Raw genomic sequence first — 16,894 nt, 5'->3', positions numbered from 1 at the left:
CCTACTCGACCAGTGCGTCCGGCTTCCCCTCGCTGCGCGGCCGCTCGTCGACCATCTTGCCCCAGACGATCATCCGGTACGTGCTGGTGAACTCGGGGGTGCAGGTCGTCAGCGTGAGGTAGCGGCCCGGCTTGCTGAAGCCGGAGCCGGGCGGCACCGGGCCGATGACGCCCGTGTTGGAGGGGGACGTCTGCGGCAGGATGCTGGTCATGTCGTACGTGTAGAACCGGCTCTGCGTCTCGACGACGATCTTGTCGCCGGGCTTGAGGCGGTTGATGTAGCGGAACGGCTCGCCATGAGTGTTGCGGTGCCCGGCGAGCGCGAAGTTGCCCTTCTTGTCCCACGGCATCGCGGTCTTCAGCTTGCCCTTGCCGTAGTGGCCGACCATGCCCCGGTCGAGAACCTTGTGCTTGTCGATCCCCTCGGCGATCGGGGCCTTCACGTCCAGCTTGGGGATGTAGATGATCGCGAACCCCTGGCCGGGGGAGAACACGCCCGGATCGCGGTCGGCGCCCTTGGTGTCCCACTTCTTCTGCAGATCGCCTGCCGCGCCGTTCGCCTGCTGGTGCGCCAGGATGTTGGTCCACCACAGCTGGTACGTCACGAAGAGCAGCATCACCACCCCCAGGGTGATGAACAGCTCGCCGATCACCCGGCTCGCCACCACGCCCGGGCTGTCCTTGCGGGCACGGGCGGCGCGCTTGGCCTCCATACGGGTGCGGGGCCGCGCCTCTCCGGAGGCGTCTGTGGCCCCTGTGACGGCCGTACCGCCCCGCGCCCGGCCACCGTGCCGTCCGCCGCGTTTCGCGGCCTCCTGAGCCGCCCTGCGGCGGGCCGCACGGCCGCCGGGCGTACGGTCCGGCTCGACCGTACGCAGCGGCACCGTCCGGTCGTCGGTGGGCGCCGCCCGGGCGGCGCCCACCCGCAGCTCCATCGTCTCCTCGTTCCCCGCAGGAGGCGCCGCGGAAGCCGCCGCAGGAGCCGCCGCGGGAGTCTCCGGAGAGGCCGGGTCCACGGCGGTCAGGACGGCCGTCTCCGTCACGCTCGCGGCCCCGCCGGGGCCCGGGGCGGCCGACCGGGCGCGCCGCCGTCCCGTGGGCGCTGCGGCCGCCTCCTCGGGGCGCTCGCCCCCGGCCGCCGGACGGGCACGGCGGCGCCGCCCGGTGGGGCGCGGCTCGGGCGCCGGTGCGGCACCCGCGGCGGATTCCGGGGCGCCCTGGGCCGCGCCCTCGGGCCCGGGGCGCGGTGCGGTCACTCGACGGCCTTGCCGCCGACCGCCCCGACCACCGGGGCGAGCCCCGTCGACCGCTCTATCGCGTTGGTGTCGCCGCACTCCACCAGCCAGTTGGCGAGCATGCGGTGCCCCCATTCGGTGAGGACGGACTCGGGATGGAACTGGACGCCCTCGATCCGCAGTTCGCGGTGGCGCAGCCCCATGGCGATGCCCGTCTCCGTCCAGGCGGTGATCTCCAACGCGTCGGGAACGGTGTCCCGTTCGACGGCGAGGGAGTGGTAGCGGGTGGCGGTGAAGGGCGACGGCAGACCGCTGAAGACGCCCGCGCCCTCGTGGGTCACCAGCGAGGTCTTGCCGTGCAGCAGTTCCGGGGCGCGGCCGACGACGCCGCCGTAGGCGACGGCCATGGACTGCATCCCCAGGCAGACGCCGAACACCGGCACCCCGGTGTCCGCGCAGTGCCGCACCATGTCGACGCAGACGCCCGCCTTCTCGGGGGTGCCGGGGCCGGGGGAGAGCAGCACGCCGTCGAAGCCGTCCTGGGCGTGCGCGAGGGAGACCTCGTCGTTCCGCACGACCTCGCACTCGGCGCCGAGCTGGTAGAGGTACTGGACGAGGTTGAAGACGAAGCTGTCGTAGTTGTCGACGACCAGGACGCGCGCGCTCATCGGGGACCCGCCATTCCCTGGTCGACCGTCACGTCGTTGAACGGCAGCAGCGGCTCCGCCCACGGGAAGACGTACTGGAAGAGCACGAACACGATCGCCAGCACGAGCACGAGCGAAATCGCCGCCCGCACCCATGCGTTACCCGGCAGATGCCGCCAGATCCAGCCGTACATGCCATCCCTACTCGCCGATGACGAAGTCGTTTGCAGCACCGGAGTGCAGGACCAGAGTAAAGGTCCGGGGGTGGGGCCGGAGGGTCAGCTGTACAAAGCCTTGGGCTTGCCTTGGGCAACCGATTGGGTCGCGTCGAGGTGCGCCCAGGCGATCAGCCGGTGGCTGTGCCCCCACTCCGGCTCACAGGTCGTGAGCGTCAGATAGCGCCCGGGGCGGCGGAAGCCGGACGCCCGCGGCACCGGGTCCAGCACCCCGACGTCGGTCGGGAGGGTGCGGTAGGGCCGCCCGGTGATGCGGTACGTGTACCAGGTGGTGCCGTCGGACAGCACCACCGCGTCGCCGGGGCGCAGCCGGGGGAAGTCCTTGAAGGGGTCGCCGTAGGTGCGGCGGTGCCCGGCGACGGCGAAGTTGCCCGTGGCGCCGAGGCGGGCGGTGTCCGCGTAGTGCCCCAGCCCTTTGCGCAGGGTGGCGGTGGCGGTGCCCTGGAGGACCGGTTTGGCCCAGTCGGCGCCGAACCGCGGGATGTACATGATCGCGAAGGATCCGCCGCTCTCGTAGGGGCGCGGCCGTGGCGCGGGCCGCTCGGCCGCGGCGACGGACCCGGCGGACCAGCGGTCCTGGAGGTGGTCGATCTCACCGTCCATGGCCTGGTCGGCGCGGACGGAGGTCCAGTACAGGAGGTAGACGACGAAGAGGAGGATCAGGGTGCCGGCGGTGACGCACAGCTCACTGAGCGTCCTGACGACCAGCCGGATCCTCATCGGCCCCCCATCGGCGCGCGGCTACGGGACGGGCTGTGCCTGGTGCAGATCCACTGTGCCGGAATAGCCGGGAAGAGTCACCGTGTCGTGCTGGTCGACTTTCCAGCCGAGGCCGTACGCCTCGACGTAGGAGCGGTAGTTCTGGATGGCGGGGGAGGCGGTGAGCGCGGTGGTCAGCCGCTCCCGGTCACCCACGGCGGTGATCTTGTAGGGCGGGGAGTAGACCTGGCCCTGGAGGATCAGGGTGTTGCCGACGCAGCGTACGGCGCTGGTGGAGATCAGCCGCTGGTCCATCACCTTGATCCCCTTGGCGCCGCCCTGCCACAGCGCGTTGACCACGGCCTGCAGGTCCTGCTGGTGGATGACGAGGTCGTTGGGCTGCGGGTCGGGCACGCCGGGGATCTGGGGGGTGGCGTTCGGCGGGGCGTCGGTGAGGGTGACGGTGAGGCCGGGGCCGCTGAGCCCCCGGGTGCCCGCGGTCTTCTCCAGCTCCTCCAGCTTGCGCTGCTCGGCCTTGGTGCTGCCGTTGTCGCGGCGGGCGAGGGCGTCGACATCGGCGCGCGTCCTGGCCGCGCTCTCGTCGAGCGCGCCGTTCTTGCGGCTGCGTTCCTGGATGAGGTCGGACAGCCGCAGCATCGATTCGTCGCTGCGGATGTCGGTGCCCTGGGCCGTGTTGAAGCTGGTCCAGAAGATGATCCCGGCCAGTGCGAAGACCGCTCCGGTCAGCAGCCGGACCGGCCGGAACGCGGGACGACGGGACGCCGGGGTGGGGGAGTCAGCGGAATTGCTCAACGTACCCTTACTCCTTACGACGCCGCGGAAGGACTACGCTAACTGACGTGTGGGGGAGGGAAGTGGTCCCCTTCACCGTCCCGCCCCGGCGCCGTCCGTACACATCCCCGCGCGGTCACGCAGCGCATCGACAGGAGAGTTCCTCGTGCCGAAGTCACGGATCCGCAAGAAGGACGATTTCACGCCGCCGCCGGCGAAGCAGGCAACCAGCATCAGCCTGACCAGTGGCCGCCGGTGGGTGGCCCCGCTGATGCTGGCGATGTTCCTGATCGGCCTCGCCTGGATCGTCCTCTTCTACGTGACGACGGGGGACATGCCGGTCAAGTCCCTGGGCAACTGGAATATCGTGGTCGGCTTCGGCTTCATCGCCGCGGGGTTCGTCGTTTCCACTCAGTGGAAGTAGATCCGCTGCGCGGGTCTGTGCAGAGCGCCTGTCCACAGGGTTATCCACAGGCGGGGAAAACTCAGAAGATCTGTGGATAACCTCTGCCGCATTGACGCCGGTGTGATCGGTGGAACGGTCGCGTTCGATCGCTCACACCTGCGTCTTCCTGCGAAAACGCAGGTCAGTGCGGTAACGCACAGATGTTCTCCACAGGGTGCGCAAGATCCACCACGTGCTGTGGACAACTGACCGAACCCACCCCCGTTCGAGACCGTCCACGACCGTCCGACGGCCGCCGGCTACTCGGTCAGCCGGTGAGCTGGAGGGTACGGACCCACACGGTCGCGACGATCGCGAGCAGCATCACGGCACAGGCCCCCCGCTGCACCAGGGCACGCCGCTCCCGCGGCGCGTGCACCATGGCGTACGCCACGGCCGTGCCGACCACCAGGCCGCCGACATGCGCCTGCCAGGCGATCCCGGACCAGCCGAAGGTGAAGATGAGGTTCAGCACGAGCAGCGCGATGACGGGGCGCATGTCGTAGTTGAGCCGGCGCATCAGGACGGCGGTGGCGCCCAGCAGGCCGAAGACCGCGCCGGAGGCGCCGAGCGAGGGCTGGTTCTGCGCGGCGAGCAGATACGACAGCGCGCTGCCGCCGAGCCCCGAGAGCAGATAGAGCGTGAGGTAGCGGGCGCGGCCGAGCGCGGCCTCCAGCGGGGCGCCGATCCACCACAGGGACAGCATGTTGAAGGCGATGTGCATCGGCTCCTGGTGCAGGAAGACCACGGTCAGCAGCCGGTACCACTGCCCCTCGGCGACGCCCACGATGTCGGCCGTGCCCGGGTTGTAGGCCCGGCCCACCAGGTCGAAGTCGTCCACCAGCCGGTCACCGGTGCCCAGCACGGCCAGCCAGACGGCGATGTTGAGGCCGATCAGGATCTTGGTGACCAGCCGTGGGTCGGCGGTGTACGCGCCGCCGGCTATGGTGCGCGGCTCGGCCGCGCGCCGCGGGGGCCCGGAGGGCTCGCCGGAGGCGGAGGCGGAGGCGGACGCGCCGCCGCGCACGCACTCCGGGCAGTGGAACCCGACCGAGGCGCTGATCATGCACTCCGGACAGATCGGGCGCTCACAGCGGGTACAGCTGATGCCGGTCTCCCGCTGCGGGTGCCGGTAACAGCAGACCGCCTGGTCCTCCATGGTGTCCCTTCGCCCCCTGTCCGCAGACTTGCGCGCGTTCCCCCGCCCCGCTTGTTCACACGGACAAGCGGGGCGCGGAGTTCCCGTGCGGGGTTCAGCCCTCGCGGGTCTCCACGACGACGGACTCGATCACGACGTCCTGGAGCGGGCGGTCGGTGCGCGGGTTGGTCGCGGCACCCGCGATGGTGTCGATGACCTTCTTGCTGTCCTCGTCGACGACCTCGCCGAAGATGGTGTGCTTGCCGGTCAGCCAGGTGGTCGGGGCGACCGTGAGGAAGAACTGCGAGCCGTTGGTGCCCGGGCCGGCGTTGGCCATGGCCAGCAGGTACGGCTTGTTGAAGGCCAGGTCCGGGTGGAACTCGTCACCGAACTCGTAGCCGGGGCCGCCGGTGCCGTTGCCCAGCGGGTCACCGCCCTGGATCATGAAACCGCTGATCACGCGGTGGAAGACGGTGCCGTCGTAGAGCTTTTCCGCGGCCTTCTTGCCGGTGGCCGGGTGGGTCCACTCGCGGGTGCCCTCGGCGAGCTCCACGAAGTTCTTCACGGTCTTGGGGGCGTGGTTCGGCAGCAGCCGGACCACGATGTCGCCGTTGTTCGTCTTGAGGGTGGCGTACAGCTGCTCGGCCACGATCTACCTTCCATCGTTTTCGCTTCCTTGCCCTGATCCTCGCACGGACCCGAGTGCGACGAGTAGCCGTCCAGGGCGCTCGCGGCGCGCCATTCCGCGCGTTTTCCGGGAGAATCTTCCGTATGACCCGGATGCCGGTTCGCGCATGCCGCGCGGGCTGCGAACGGGCATGATCTCCACAAACAGGCATGATCTTTCGTGGGATGGAAACACGAAACTGCGCACATGCAGCTCAGCACTCTGCACCCCGGAGCATCACCACGCCACCGAGGAGGAGGATCCCGTGACCCGCATTGACAGCGTGCGAGCCGCGACCGGCACCGCGAAGGACAGCGTCCTGCACGCCGCGGAGGCGGTGGCGCCCTACGCCGGCACGGCCAAGGACACCGCCACGCATTACGCGCACGAGGCTCGCGTACGGCTGGCGCCGAAGGTTTCCCACGCCGCGCACCAGGCCCGCTGCACCGCGGGCAGCCAGTACCACGCGCATGTCGCGCCCCGGCTCAACCAGGCCAGGGGCACCCTGCCGCCCAAGGTGGACGCGGCCGCCGTCCGCGCCGCCAAGCGGACCCGCAAGGCCGCGCGGCAGGCCGCCGACTACACCGGGCCGCGCGTCGAGCACGCGGTCGCCGGAGCGCGCGCGGCCGCCGGGCCGGTGCGCGAGGAGGCGGTCACCCGTGCGGGCGCGGCCGTCGCGGCACTGCGCACCCATGTGACGGCGGCCGACATCGAGAAGCTCGCCCGCAAGCGCAGCCGCCGGGCCCGCATGGGCCGCGTCGCCAAGCGGGCCACCTTCATCGGCCTGGTGGGCGCCGGTGCCTTCGCCGCCTGGAAGTGGTGGGACCGGCAGGCCAACCCCGACTGGCTGGTCGAGCCCCCGGCGGCGACCGAGGTGGGCGACCGCGAGCGGCTGGCCGCGGTGGACGGCAGCGACCAGTCCGGCCTCGACCCCGAGGTGCAGGCCAAGCAGGCCGAGGCCGAGGCCGGGAAGGACGACGACCAGCGCTGACGCCCTCGCCGTCACGCCCGTCGCCCCCCGTCGCCCCCGTCGCCCCCGGCCTGGACGGAAGGGGCCGAGGGGCGGAGGACCGCGGGGTCCTTCCGCCCCTCGGCCCCTTCGATGACTACTCCCGGCCGTCCCGTCCGCCGTAGCGGCGCCGCTCCAGGAAGATCTCGGTGAAGACCGACACCTTGGCCCGCAGCGCCCAGGGGTCGAAGGGCTTCGCCATGTAGTCCACCGCCCCCGCCGCGTAGCCGCGCGAGGAATGTTCCGGATCGGCGCCCATCGCGGTCAGGAAGATGATCGGCACGTCCCGGTTGCGCGGGCGCCGCTTGATGTGGGCGGCCGTCTCGTAGCCGTCCATCTCGGGCATCTGGACATCGAGCAGGATCACCGCGAAGTCGTCATGGTCCAGCAGCGCCTTCAGCGCCTCCTGCCCGGAGGTCGCGGTCACCAGCTCCTGGTCGAGGGTGGCCAGCACCGCCTCCATGGCCAGCAGGTTGTTCTGCTGGTCGTCGACGACCAGGATCTTGGGCCGCGGCCCGGCGCACGGCTCGGGCACGACCGGGCCCGCGAGGACGACGGGCTCCTCGTCCTGCGGCTGGACCGCCGACATCCGCTGTGACTCCACCATGGCGAGCTGCCGCTCCAGCATCTGGCAGCGGTCCTCGGCCAGCCGCCCCCGCTGCCGTACGTCCTCCAGCTCCTCGGTGAGCCGGTGCACCTCCTGCCGCAGCAGGTCCCGCTCCTTCACCAGCTCCTGGTGATCCGGGGAGGTCATCTCCAGCGCGTCGGCGCGGGCCCGCTCCGCCGCCCAGGCCGCCTCGGTCTGACTCAGCCGCACCTCCAGGTCGGCGATGCGGTGCCGGAGGTCGAGCAGCGCCTCGCCCAGCACGTCCTCCTTCGCGCTGGAGCGCCGCGCCTCCCGGTCGGCGTCGGCCAGCTGGATCTGCAGGATCTCCAAGGCGTGCCCCGGGGAGCCGCTGGTGCGCACCGCGGAGCGGTGCAGCTCCCGCACCACCTCGATGGCGGCCGGGGTGGCCGCGGAGCCCCGGCACTCCGCGAGATCCGCGAGCAGATCGATCACGAACTCCCACGGCGGGACTCTCGTCCCGCTGAGATAGCGCGAGATCGTACTGGGGTCCCGGAACCTGCGTGCGGCGTACCGGCGCACCGAGACGCCCAGCCCGTCGAAGAGCTTCCTCAGCTCCACGGCGAACGCCCGGCACTCCTCGGGCAGGTTCTCCCCCAGCGGATGCAACTCACCCATTGCGTCCCCCTGTGCGGCGACTCGCGCCGATCAGACGATTCCCGGGCGGCTTGCCCGAGTTGTGAGACAGGGTGGGGCATCGGGGAGGTGTTGCGCGGGCCAACACCAGGAGCGGCAACACCGAAACAATTACAGATCGGTCGATCCATTTTAGGAGACGCCGATCGCCATGACCACCCCGGCCCGAATCCCCCAGCCGCTGACCGGATTCGGCACCGTGGCCGGAGTACCCGGACTGCCCGAGGGGTTCGAGTCCACCTTCACCAGCCGCCACTACGTCGACGTCGACGGCGTACGCCTGCACACCGTCCGCGCTCATCGTGGCGTACGCGGTCATGCTGCGAACGCCCCGCGGCGGCGCGCTGCTGGGCCGACCCACCCCCGTACGCGAACGCGAACTCTCCTCGCGTTTCGTGCTGGTGGCCCGGCCGGCGATCGTCGCCGTGGTGCTGCTCGGCTTCGTCGGATCCCTCGCCCGTGCCCGGCCCGGGACGCCCTCGAAGCGCATATGGCGGCGCCGCACCGGGTCGTCGAGGAGCCCGCATCGGCCCCGGCCCCCATGGCGGTCACCTGATGGGTCACCACATCGCGCGCCGCCAGATCGCGGAGCAGCGGCTGCTCCGTGACCGCCCCACCCGCCGCAACGGTGGCCGCGGACGCCTCGCGCCCCGCACCGTGCCGGGTGATCTCCGACACGGACATCGGCCGCACCGGCGGTGGGCCACGGACCACATGAGAAATCCGGCCACGTCCGCGTATCACCCGCGAGCGGACGACCCCGATGGCTTCCGCGGGGTACGCGCCGCCCGGTACCGCCCCCGCGCGAGGTCCCAGCCACACGAAAAGAGGTCTCCCGGCCTGCGTTTTTGCAGGTCAGGAGACCTCTCATAAAGTGGAGCCTAGGAGAGTCGAACTCCTGACATCCGCCATGCAAAGACGGCGCTCTACCAACTGAGCTAAGGCCCCTTCGCCGATCAGGATACCCGGTACCGGCGGCCTTTCCCGACCGGGTATCGCTCGCGGGTACCGCTCTCCGTAGGATGCCACGCAAGATTCGCGGCAGCGAAGCGAAGGGGAGAGCGAGATGGACGCAACACAGCAGGATGCCACCGCGCGCGCACGAGAGCTGCAGCGTAGTTGGTACGGGGAACCGCTGGGGGCGCTGTTTCGCCGTCTCATCGACGACCTCGGCCTCAACCAGGCGCGCCTGGCCGCCATCCTCGGACTCTCCGCGCCCATGCTGTCCCAGCTCATGAGCGGCCAGCGCGCCAAGATCGGCAATCCGGCGGTGGTCCAGCGGGTGCAGGCGCTCCAGGAACTCTCCAGTCAGGCGGCGGACGGCCGGGTCAGCGCCGCCGAGGCCGCGGAGCGCATGGAGGAGATCAAGAAGACCGCCGGTGGGTCGGTCCTCAACTCCACCCAGACCGCCGCCAGCACAGGGGCCCCGACCGTACGGCGCGTGGTCCGCGAAATCCAGTCGCTGCTGCGGTCCGTGGCCGCCGCCGGGGACATCATTGATGCGGCGGATTCCCTCACCCACACCCACCCCGAGCTGGCAGAGTTCCTCCGTGTGTACGGCGCAGGGCGGACCGCCGAGGCGGTCGCGCACTACGAGGCGCACCAGAGCTGACGGGCTGATGAACTGCTGACGAGTTGAAGACGGGGCGGGCACGGCGCGATGGGTGAGATCTTCGCGGGCCGGTACGAACTGGTGGACCCGATCGGGCGCGGGGGCGTGGGCGCCGTATGGCGGGTCTGGGACCATCGCCGGCGCCGTTACGTCGCGGCGAAGGTGCTTCAGCAGCGGGACGCGCATACGCTGCTGCGCTTCGTACGGGAGCAGGCCCTGCGGATCGACCACCCCCACGTACTGGCACCGGCGAGCTGGGCGGCGGACGACGACAAGGTGCTGTTCACCATGGACCTGGTGGCCGGCGGCTCGTTCGCACACCTCATCGGCGACTACGGCCCCCTGCCGGCCCGCTATGTGTGCACACTGCTGGACCAGTTGCTCTCCGGGCTGGCCGCCGTCCACGAGGAGGGCGTGGTCCACCGGGACATCAAGCCCGCGAACATCCTGCTGGAGTCCACCGGAACGGGCCGGCCCCATGTCCGGCTGGGTGACTTCGGCATCGCGCTCACCAAAGGCGAGCCCCGCCTCACCGAGGCCAACTACGTGATGGGCACTCCCGGTTACTTCGCGCCCGAGCAGATGATGGGCGAGGAGCCGGACTTCCCGGCCGACCTGTTCGCGGTCGGCCTGGTGGCGCTGTATCTGCTCCGCGGGCACAAGCCCGACGGGGAAGCGATCGTGAAGCTGTTCGGCGAGCACGGCGTGCCGCACGCTCCCGAAGGCGTACCCGAGCCGCTGTGGCAGGTGATCGCCGGGCTGCTGCAGCCGGACCCGGAGGACCGGTTCCGTTCCGCCACGGGGGCGCGCAAGGCGCTCCTGTCGGCCGTCGAGATGCTGCCCGAGGGCGATCTCGACGACGAGGTGATCGAGGTCTTCGACCATCTCGGACCGCTGCCGGCAGGATTCGGCCCGAACGGCCCGGCCAGGCCGGGGCGCCGCCATGCGAAGGCCGACCCTCCCGAGGACAAGGGCGCGGCGACGCGCCCCGCGCCGCCCGCCGCCGGACCTGCCGGCCCCGCCGAGCCCGGCCAATCCAGCGATCCCGGCCAATCCGCCGGCCCCGCCGCCGGACTGGCCAACGAGCCCGCCGCCGAGCCGCCCGCGCAGCCCTCGATGTCGGACACCGGCAGCTTCACCCTCCCGCCGCCGCAGCCACGGACGCCGCATCCCCGAACCGCGCAGCCCCCGACGCCGCAGCCGCGAACGCCACCGCCGCAGATATCGCCTCCCCCGGTGCCTCCCCGGACGCCGACGCCACCCCCGCACACACCACCGCCCCAGCAGCCGCGGACACCGCACCCCCAGACACCGCACCCTCAGCCCCCGCAACAGCCGCCGACCCCGTCGACCGCGGCCCCGCTCCCGCAGCCGCCCCAGCCACCCGTACACCAGCCACAGGGCCCACAGCCCGGCCGGCGGGGCCCATCGCCCCAGCCCGCGCACCTGCATACGCCTACCCCCACTCCCACGCCTGTTCCGGCCGCAGCGCCCCTGCCGACGCCGCGTGATTACCCCCTCACCCGTGCATACACCGCTCAGAGCCCCCGGGTTCCCTCCGCCGCCGCGCGGCGGCGGGGTCCGTCCCGGAAAACGACGCTCTCGATCCTGATCGTCGCGGTGCTCTGCTTCGCCGTGGGTGCGTGGGCCCTGGTCGCCGCGGGCTGAAACAGCAGGCTGGACCGGCAAGCTGGTACGAGTGGGCTGAAAGCGGGCTGAACTACCAGGCGGGCGGCGGCCCGTACCGGTGCTGTCCCGTCGCCGCATCCGCCGCTTCCGGCTCTCCGCGCAGGCCCTCCGCCGCCGTGCGGCGCCGGGCGGTCAGGATCCACACGCCCAGCCCGACCAGCAGGAGCGAACCCGTCCCGAAGCTCGTGTAGGCCACCGCCTGAAGCGTGTCGCGATCCTCGGCGCCCGGGCGGCCCATGGGCTCGGGCTCGAGCGGCGAGGCCGCCTTGCGGGCCTCCCGCTTCTCGTCGTCCGTGAGCCCGAAGCCCGCCTTGACCGCGTTCCCGTCGTAGGCCGGGCCACCGCGGGCCTGCCCCGCGACCCGTACCCGCAACGTCACCGGGACCGTACCGTCCAAATGGGGTTCCACATTCGGGGGATTGAGCGTGACCGCCAGGTAGTACCCGCCGGTGAGGCTCATGGCACGCACCGAGTAGTCGGACTTCGCGTACCGGTTCCCGTACGCCGCCGGGGCGGTGCTGACCTCGGTCCGCGGCCGCTCGCCCTCCTGGGCCAGGGCGGTACCCCGCTTGGCCAGCCCCCGCGCCGGGTTGTAGGCGCGCATGGCCACCGCCTGGCCGAGCGGACGGGTGCTCTTGTCCGCCGCGTCGGCGGGGAGTTCGGCGATGGCGGATATCTGCTGTCCCCAGTCGACCGGCACCCGGTAGAAGTGCGTCTCCCCCGGCTCGAAGTCGTCCTGCCACACCCCTGTGGACACCAGCGGCGCGTCGGAGAACCCCCGCCCGCCCTGGCGCGGCCTGGGACCGCCGGACGGCGGCTGGGGCGGCTTGGCGTGCCAACTTCCCTCCGGAGCCGGGCCCGTGGAGCCGCCCTTCACCGGCGGCTCCACCATCAGCCGCAGTTCCAGCGGCCAGCTGTCGGGGTCCGCCGAGCCCGCCTGGCGCTCCACGGTGACCAGATACCGGCCCGCCGTGCGGCAGGAGGCCACCGAGCCCGAGCCGGTCTGCCGGGTGACGTAGTCGGCGAGGGGATAGGCGACCCCCTTCGTCTCGATCCGCCGGGGGACCGTGCCGCAGACACCGCCCGCGGGGTTCTTCAGCGTCACCGTGACGCCGTCGCGGTACGAGACGACGCCCGCGCCCGGCCGGGGCGCGGCGACCGCCGAGACGTAGGCGGTGGACTTCGCGTCGAGGTCGACGCCGTAGAACCGCTTCTCGCCGGGCCCGAGGCTGTCCGCGTACGTCCGGCCGGGTCTCAGGGACGGGGCGCCCGCGCCGCTCCCGGAGCCCTGCACCGGGGTGCCCTGGACCCGGTACTCCCGGGCCCCCGCGGGGCTGTCGGCGGCCGCGACGGGGATCTGCACCACCATCGTCGCCACGGCGCACAGCGCCGTCACCGCGGTGAGACCGGCCCTGTCCCTGCTGCGGTGCTTCATCGCGTCCCCCTCGTCATACCGGTCGTCATACCGGTCGACCAGCACGTCACATTTACTTATGCAAGCGATTCATTTGCGAGAGTAAAGACGAGGGCCCCGACCGCTGCAGCGATCGGGGCCCTCGTAACGGGACTGTGGGGGTCACACACCCGAACCTGCGGGCACGGAGTCGGTCGCCTCCGTCCACAGATCCTGCTCGGCGCGATCCGCCTGGATCTGGCGGTACACGAGGAGCCCGCCGATGGCGGCCAGTGCGACCAGGAGAAGCTTCTTCACCGCGCTACCTCGTCTCTTTCTTGACGTAGGGGACCTCTGGCGCCCGATGATACACACCGACCGATACCGTTCGGTGACCTATGCCCGGCATCGGACGGGCGGTATCCGGTCATCAACTCCCGGGCACCCAAATGAATCAGCCTGGACGGAGAATCTCCGTCCAGGCTGATCGTGCCGGTGGGGCTAACAGGACTTGAACCTGTGGCCTCTTCCTTATCAGGGAAGCGCTCTAACCGTCTGAGCTATAGCCCCGCGCTGCACCGAAAGATTAGCGCACCACCAGCCCAGTCCCAAAATCGGTAACCGCGGCCGCCCCCGCTCGGCTACTCGTCCTCCGCGAGCGTCAGCTCCACGCCGCCCACGAAGCCCGACGACAGGTTGTAGATGAACGCGCCCAGCGTGGCCAGCGCAGTGGCCAGCACCACGTTGATCACAGCTATCACCGAGGTGAACGTCATGACGCGGGGAAGCGACAGGAACGACTCCAGATCGAAGCCGCCGCCCTGCTGTCCCTCCGTCGCCTCGCTGATCGTCCCGCCCACCGCGCTGAAGACGCCCATGGCGTCCATGACCATCCACAGCACCGACGCCGCGACCACCGTGCAGATCCCGAGCGCGATCGCGAGCAGGAAGCTGACCTTCATGACCGACCACGGGTCGACCTTCGCGACCCGCAGCCGCGCCTTGCGCGTACGCGGCGCCGGGCGCGCGGCGGGCGCGCCACCGGCGCCGGTGCCCGGACGGCGCGCCGCCGCCCCGTGGGGCTGCTGCCCGGGCACGGCCGGCTGCGCGGGGCGGCCGCGGCCGGCCGTGGCCGCCCCGCCGCCGGGCGGCGGGGCGTAGGCCTGCGGCGGGTGGTACGGCCGCTCGGGCTGCGGCTGGGCGGCCCGCTCACTGGGCAGCGGGCTCGACGTGTGCCGCTCGGGCTGGGGATCCGACGCGGGCACGGGACGCAGCTTCCTGGTGTCCGTCACCGTGCCCCCGGAGTCCGCTCCGTCCTGGGAGTCGGTGGCGGGGCCACGGGCGTCTTGCGCGGCGGACGCACCGCCCGCGGAGGGCGGGGTCTTCGATCCCGGACGCCCTTCGGCTCCCGTGCCGCCACCCGCTCCGCCCGTGGCTCCACTCACGACTTACTCCTCGGTCGTCTCATCGGCCGGGGACGGCCTGCCCCCGGCCGCCTCGGACGCGGCCTCCTCGGCTGCCTCGATCGCGGTCTCGATGACGTCCTCGACCTCTTCAGCCTCACGACCGGCCTCGGCGTTCCGGGCGATGCCGACGACGGCATCGCGCTTGCCCAGGTTGATCAGTTGGACGCCCATGGTGTCACGGCCCGTCTCCCTGACCTCGCTGACCCGTGTCCGGATCACACCGCCCCCGAGCGTGATGGCGAGGATCTCGTCGCTCTCCTCGACCACCAGCGCTCCGACCAGCGAACCCCGGTCCTCCACGATCTTGGCGGCCTTGATTCCGAGGCCGCCGCGACCCTGGACGCGGTACTCGTCGACGTTCGAACGCTTCGCGTACCCACCGTCGGTGGCGGTGAACACGAACGTACCGGGCCGGACGACATTCATCGAGAGCAGCTCGTCGTCCTCGCGGAAGCTCATGCCCTTCACGCCCGAGGTCGCGCGCCCCATCGGCCGCAGCGACTCGTCGGTCGCCGTGAACCGGATCGACTGCGCCTTCTTGCTGATCAGCAGCAGATCGTCCTCGGCGGAGACCAGCTCCGCGCCGATCAGCTCGTCCTCGCGGCCGTCTTCCATCTCGCGGAGATTGATGGCGATCACACCGCCGGAGCGCGGCGAGTCGTAATCCTTCAGTGGCGTCTTCTTCACCAGACCCGACTTGGTGGCCAGCACCAGATACGGCACCGCCTCGTAGTCCCGGATCGCCAGGATCCGGGCGATCTGCTCGTCGGGCTGGAACGCCAGCAGGTTCGCGACGTGCTGGCCGCGCGCCTCCCGGCCCGCGTCCGGGAGTTCGTACGCCTTGGCCCGGTAGACCCGGCCCTTGTTGGTGAAGAACAGCAGCCAGTGGTGGGTGGTCGAGACGAAGAAGTGGTCGACGATGTCGTCCTGCTTCAGCTTCGTCCCGCGCACGCCCTTGCCGCCGCGCTTCTGCGAGCGGTAGTCCTCGGTCTTGGTGCGCTTCAGATAGCCGCCGCGGGTGATCGTGACGACGATGTCCTCCTCGGCGATCAGGTCCTCGATGGACATGTCGCCGTCGAAGGGGACCAGCTTGGAGCGCCGGTCGTCGCCGAACTTCTCGACGAGCGCGGTCAGTTCCTCGCTGATGATCTGCCGCTGCCGCTCGGGCGAGGCGAGGATCGCGTTGTACTCGTCGATCTTCGCCTGCAGCTCGTCGTGCTCCTGGATGATCTTCTGACGCTCCAGGGCGGCCAGCCGCCGCAGCTGCATCTCCAGGATCGCGTTCGCCTGGATCTCGTCGATCTCCAGCAGCTCCATCAGGCCGCCGCGCGCGGTGTCGACCGTGTCGCTGCGCCGGATCAGCGCGATGACCTCGTCGATCGCGTCCAGCGCCTTGAGCAGGCCGCGCAGGATGTGCGCCCGCTCCTCGGCCTTGCGCAGCCGGAAGCGGGTCCGGCGGACGATGACCTCGATCTGGTGGGTGACCCAGTGCCGGATGAACGCGTCCAGCGACAGGGTCCGCGGCACGCCGTCGACCAGCGCCAGCATGTTGGCGCCGAAGTTCGTCTGCAGATCGGTGTGCTTGTAGAGGTTGTTGAGGACGACCTTGGCGACCGAGTCCCGCTTGAGGACGATGACCAGGCGCTGGCCGGTGCGCGACGAGGTCTCGTCGCGGACGTCCGCGATGCCGCCGATCCTGCCGTCCTTCACCAGGTCGGCGATCTTCTGCGCCAGGTTGTCCGGGTTGACCTGGTACGGCAGCTCCGTGACCACCAGGCACTGCCGGCCCTGGATCTCCTCGACCTCGACGACCGCGCGCATCGTGATCGAGCCACGGCCGGTACGGTACGCCTCCTCGATGCCCTTGCGGCCCACGACCAGCGCGCCGGTCGGGAAGTCCGGGCCCTTGATCCGGTCGATCAGGGCGTCGAGCAGCTCCTCCGGGGTCGCCTCCGGGTTCGCCAGGAACCACTGGGCGCCCTCGGCGACCTCGCGCAGATTGTGCGGCGGGATGTTGGTGGCCATGCCCACCGCGATCCCCGCCGAGCCGTTGACCAGCAGGTTCGGGAACCGGGCCGGGAGGACCGTCGGCTCCTGGTTACGGCCGTCGTAGTTGTCCTGGAAATCGACGGTCTCCTCGTCGATGTCCCGGAGCATCTCCATGGCCAGCGGGGCCATCTTGCACTCGGTGTACCGCATGGCCGCCGCGGGGTCGTTGCCCGGGGAGCCGAAGTTGCCGTTGGAGTCGACCAGCGGCATGCGCATGGACCACGACTGGGCCAGCCGCACGAGGGCGTCGTAGATGGACGAGTCACCGTGCGGGTGGTACGTGCCCATCACGTCGCCGACGACGCGGGCGCATTTGTAGAAGCCCTTCTCGGGGCGGTATCCGCCGTCGTACATCGCGTACAGCACGCGCCGGTGCACCGGCTTGAGGCCGTCCCGGACGTCGGGCAGCGCACGGCTCACGATGACGCTCATCGCGTAGTCGAGATACGAGCGCTGCATCTCGGTCTCGAGGCCGACCGCCTCGATGCGCATGGCGGCGCCCTCGGCGAGTTCGTCGGGCGTGGTCGGGTTGTTCTCGTCGGCCATTGCTGGTCAAG

16 protein-coding genes and 2 tRNA genes are annotated in these 16,894 nt (G+C 70.9%); 4 read left to right on the top strand and 14 right to left on the bottom strand.

The window, feature by feature from the left end; all coding sequences use genetic code 11:
- Position 1: 1 nt before the first annotated feature.
- From ACFZCY_RS03110 to ACFZCY_RS03090, 5 genes are all read right to left on the bottom strand, one after another.
- On the bottom strand, positions 2-1,255 hold the full coding sequence (locus tag ACFZCY_RS03110) for a class E sortase (RefSeq protein ID WP_391168922.1): 1,254 nt from the start codon (positions 1,253-1,255) through the stop codon (positions 2-4).
- Positions 1,252-1,902 (bottom strand): aminodeoxychorismate/anthranilate synthase component II, encoded by a 651-nt coding sequence (locus ACFZCY_RS03105; RefSeq protein WP_391168920.1) that lies wholly within the window; start codon positions 1,900-1,902, stop codon positions 1,252-1,254. Before ACFZCY_RS03105 ends, ACFZCY_RS03110 begins: the two co-directional genes overlap by 4 nt.
- Positions 1,899-2,075, bottom strand: a complete 177-nt coding sequence (locus tag ACFZCY_RS03100) for a hypothetical protein (RefSeq protein WP_039938336.1) — start codon at positions 2,073-2,075, stop codon at positions 1,899-1,901. The genes ACFZCY_RS03105 and ACFZCY_RS03100 overlap by 4 nt, the downstream gene beginning before the upstream one ends.
- A gap of 84 nt (positions 2,076-2,159) precedes the next feature.
- Entirely contained in the window at positions 2,160-2,837 is a 678-nt protein-coding gene (locus ACFZCY_RS03095) for a class E sortase (protein ID WP_391168918.1), read from the bottom strand.
- Between the two features lie 21 nt (positions 2,838-2,858).
- Positions 2,859-3,629 (bottom strand): DUF881 domain-containing protein, encoded by a 771-nt coding sequence (locus ACFZCY_RS03090; protein ID WP_391168916.1) that lies wholly within the window; start codon positions 3,627-3,629, stop codon positions 2,859-2,861.
- Positions 3,630-3,774: 145 nt separating this feature from the next.
- Between ACFZCY_RS03090 and crgA the strand changes: the two genes are divergently transcribed.
- Positions 3,775-4,032, top strand: a complete 258-nt coding sequence (gene crgA, locus ACFZCY_RS03085; RefSeq protein WP_055545915.1) for a cell division protein CrgA — start codon at positions 3,775-3,777, stop codon at positions 4,030-4,032.
- A gap of 289 nt (positions 4,033-4,321) precedes the next feature.
- On the opposite strand, the gene ACFZCY_RS03080 is transcribed toward crgA, so the two are convergent.
- Positions 4,322-5,212, bottom strand: coding sequence for a rhomboid family intramembrane serine protease (locus ACFZCY_RS03080; RefSeq protein ID WP_391168914.1), 891 nt, complete (start codon positions 5,210-5,212; stop codon positions 4,322-4,324).
- A gap of 94 nt (positions 5,213-5,306) precedes the next feature.
- Complete coding sequence (locus ACFZCY_RS03075) at positions 5,307-5,840, bottom strand: peptidylprolyl isomerase (RefSeq protein WP_361477419.1); 534 nt, start codon at positions 5,838-5,840, stop codon at positions 5,307-5,309.
- A gap of 283 nt (positions 5,841-6,123) precedes the next feature.
- On the opposite strand from ACFZCY_RS03075, the gene ACFZCY_RS03070 reads away from it, so the two are divergent.
- On the top strand, positions 6,124-6,849 hold the full coding sequence (locus ACFZCY_RS03070) for a DUF5324 family protein (RefSeq protein ID WP_391168911.1): 726 nt from the start codon (positions 6,124-6,126) through the stop codon (positions 6,847-6,849).
- A gap of 115 nt (positions 6,850-6,964) precedes the next feature.
- On the opposite strand, the gene ACFZCY_RS03065 is transcribed toward ACFZCY_RS03070, so the two are convergent.
- Positions 6,965-8,110, bottom strand: coding sequence for a response regulator (locus ACFZCY_RS03065; RefSeq protein WP_391168909.1), 1,146 nt, complete (start codon positions 8,108-8,110; stop codon positions 6,965-6,967).
- 893 nt (positions 8,111-9,003) lie between these two features.
- Positions 9,004-9,076 (bottom strand) — tRNA-Ala (locus tag ACFZCY_RS03060).
- Positions 9,077-9,194: 118 nt separating this feature from the next.
- On the opposite strand from ACFZCY_RS03060, the gene ACFZCY_RS03055 reads away from it, so the two are divergent.
- Complete coding sequence (locus tag ACFZCY_RS03055) at positions 9,195-9,740, top strand: DNA-binding protein (protein WP_055545925.1); 546 nt, start codon at positions 9,195-9,197, stop codon at positions 9,738-9,740.
- A gap of 48 nt (positions 9,741-9,788) precedes the next feature.
- Positions 9,789-11,408 carry a protein kinase gene (locus tag ACFZCY_RS03050; RefSeq protein WP_391168907.1) on the top strand — a complete coding sequence of 540 codons (1,620 nt, stop codon included), beginning with the start codon at positions 9,789-9,791 and terminating at the stop codon, positions 11,406-11,408.
- Positions 11,409-11,460: 52 nt separating this feature from the next.
- Here the strand turns inward: ACFZCY_RS03050 and ACFZCY_RS03045 are convergent, their stop codons facing one another.
- The 5 genes from ACFZCY_RS03045 to gyrA all read right to left on the bottom strand — a co-directional run bounded on the left by ACFZCY_RS03045 (position 11,461) and on the right by gyrA (position 16,883).
- Positions 11,461-12,909 (bottom strand): hypothetical protein, encoded by a 1,449-nt coding sequence (locus ACFZCY_RS03045; protein ID WP_391168905.1) that lies wholly within the window; start codon positions 12,907-12,909, stop codon positions 11,461-11,463.
- Positions 12,910-13,005: 96 nt separating this feature from the next.
- Complete coding sequence (locus ACFZCY_RS03040; protein ID WP_003958712.1) at positions 13,006-13,140, bottom strand: DLW-39 family protein; 135 nt, start codon at positions 13,138-13,140, stop codon at positions 13,006-13,008.
- 178 nt (positions 13,141-13,318) lie between these two features.
- Positions 13,319-13,392: transfer RNA gene (locus ACFZCY_RS03035), tRNA-Ile, on the bottom strand.
- 71 nt (positions 13,393-13,463) lie between these two features.
- Positions 13,464-14,267: a DUF3566 domain-containing protein gene (locus ACFZCY_RS03030; RefSeq protein ID WP_391168903.1), complete on the bottom strand. Its 804-nt coding sequence runs from the start codon at positions 14,265-14,267 to the stop codon at positions 13,464-13,466.
- Positions 14,268-14,270: 3 nt separating this feature from the next.
- The gene (gene gyrA / locus ACFZCY_RS03025; protein ID WP_391168901.1) at positions 14,271-16,883 is read right to left on the bottom strand and encodes a DNA gyrase subunit A; all 2,613 of its coding nucleotides are present in this window, start codon (positions 16,881-16,883) and stop codon (positions 14,271-14,273) included.
- Positions 16,884-16,894: the final 11 nt, after the last annotated feature.

This window comes from Streptomyces sp. NPDC007983 (assembly GCF_042958345.1).
Taxonomy (GTDB): Bacteria; Actinomycetota; Actinomycetes; order Streptomycetales; family Streptomycetaceae; genus Streptomyces.
Note: the sequence above shows the minus strand (reverse complement) of the source record. Positions and strands in the feature narration are given on the sequence as shown.

Coding starts and splice junctions, on each gene's coding strand:
- ACFZCY_RS03050 (WP_391168907.1), top strand. CDS start 9,789: ATGGGTGAGATCTTCGCGGGCCGGTACGAACTGGTGGACCCGATCGGG.
- ACFZCY_RS03065 (WP_391168909.1), bottom strand. CDS start 8,110: ATGGGTGAGTTGCATCCGCTGGGGGAGAACCTGCCCGAGGAGTGCCGG.
- gyrA (WP_391168901.1), bottom strand. CDS start 16,883: ATGGCCGACGAGAACAACCCGACCACGCCCGACGAACTCGCCGAGGGC.
- ACFZCY_RS03055 (WP_055545925.1), top strand. CDS start 9,195: ATGGACGCAACACAGCAGGATGCCACCGCGCGCGCACGAGAGCTGCAG.
- ACFZCY_RS03100 (WP_039938336.1), bottom strand. CDS start 2,075: ATGTACGGCTGGATCTGGCGGCATCTGCCGGGTAACGCATGGGTGCGG.
- ACFZCY_RS03095 (WP_391168918.1), bottom strand. CDS start 2,837: ATGAGGATCCGGCTGGTCGTCAGGACGCTCAGTGAGCTGTGCGTCACC.
- ACFZCY_RS03080 (WP_391168914.1), bottom strand. CDS start 5,212: ATGGAGGACCAGGCGGTCTGCTGTTACCGGCACCCGCAGCGGGAGACC.
- ACFZCY_RS03105 (WP_391168920.1), bottom strand. CDS start 1,902: ATGAGCGCGCGCGTCCTGGTCGTCGACAACTACGACAGCTTCGTCTTC.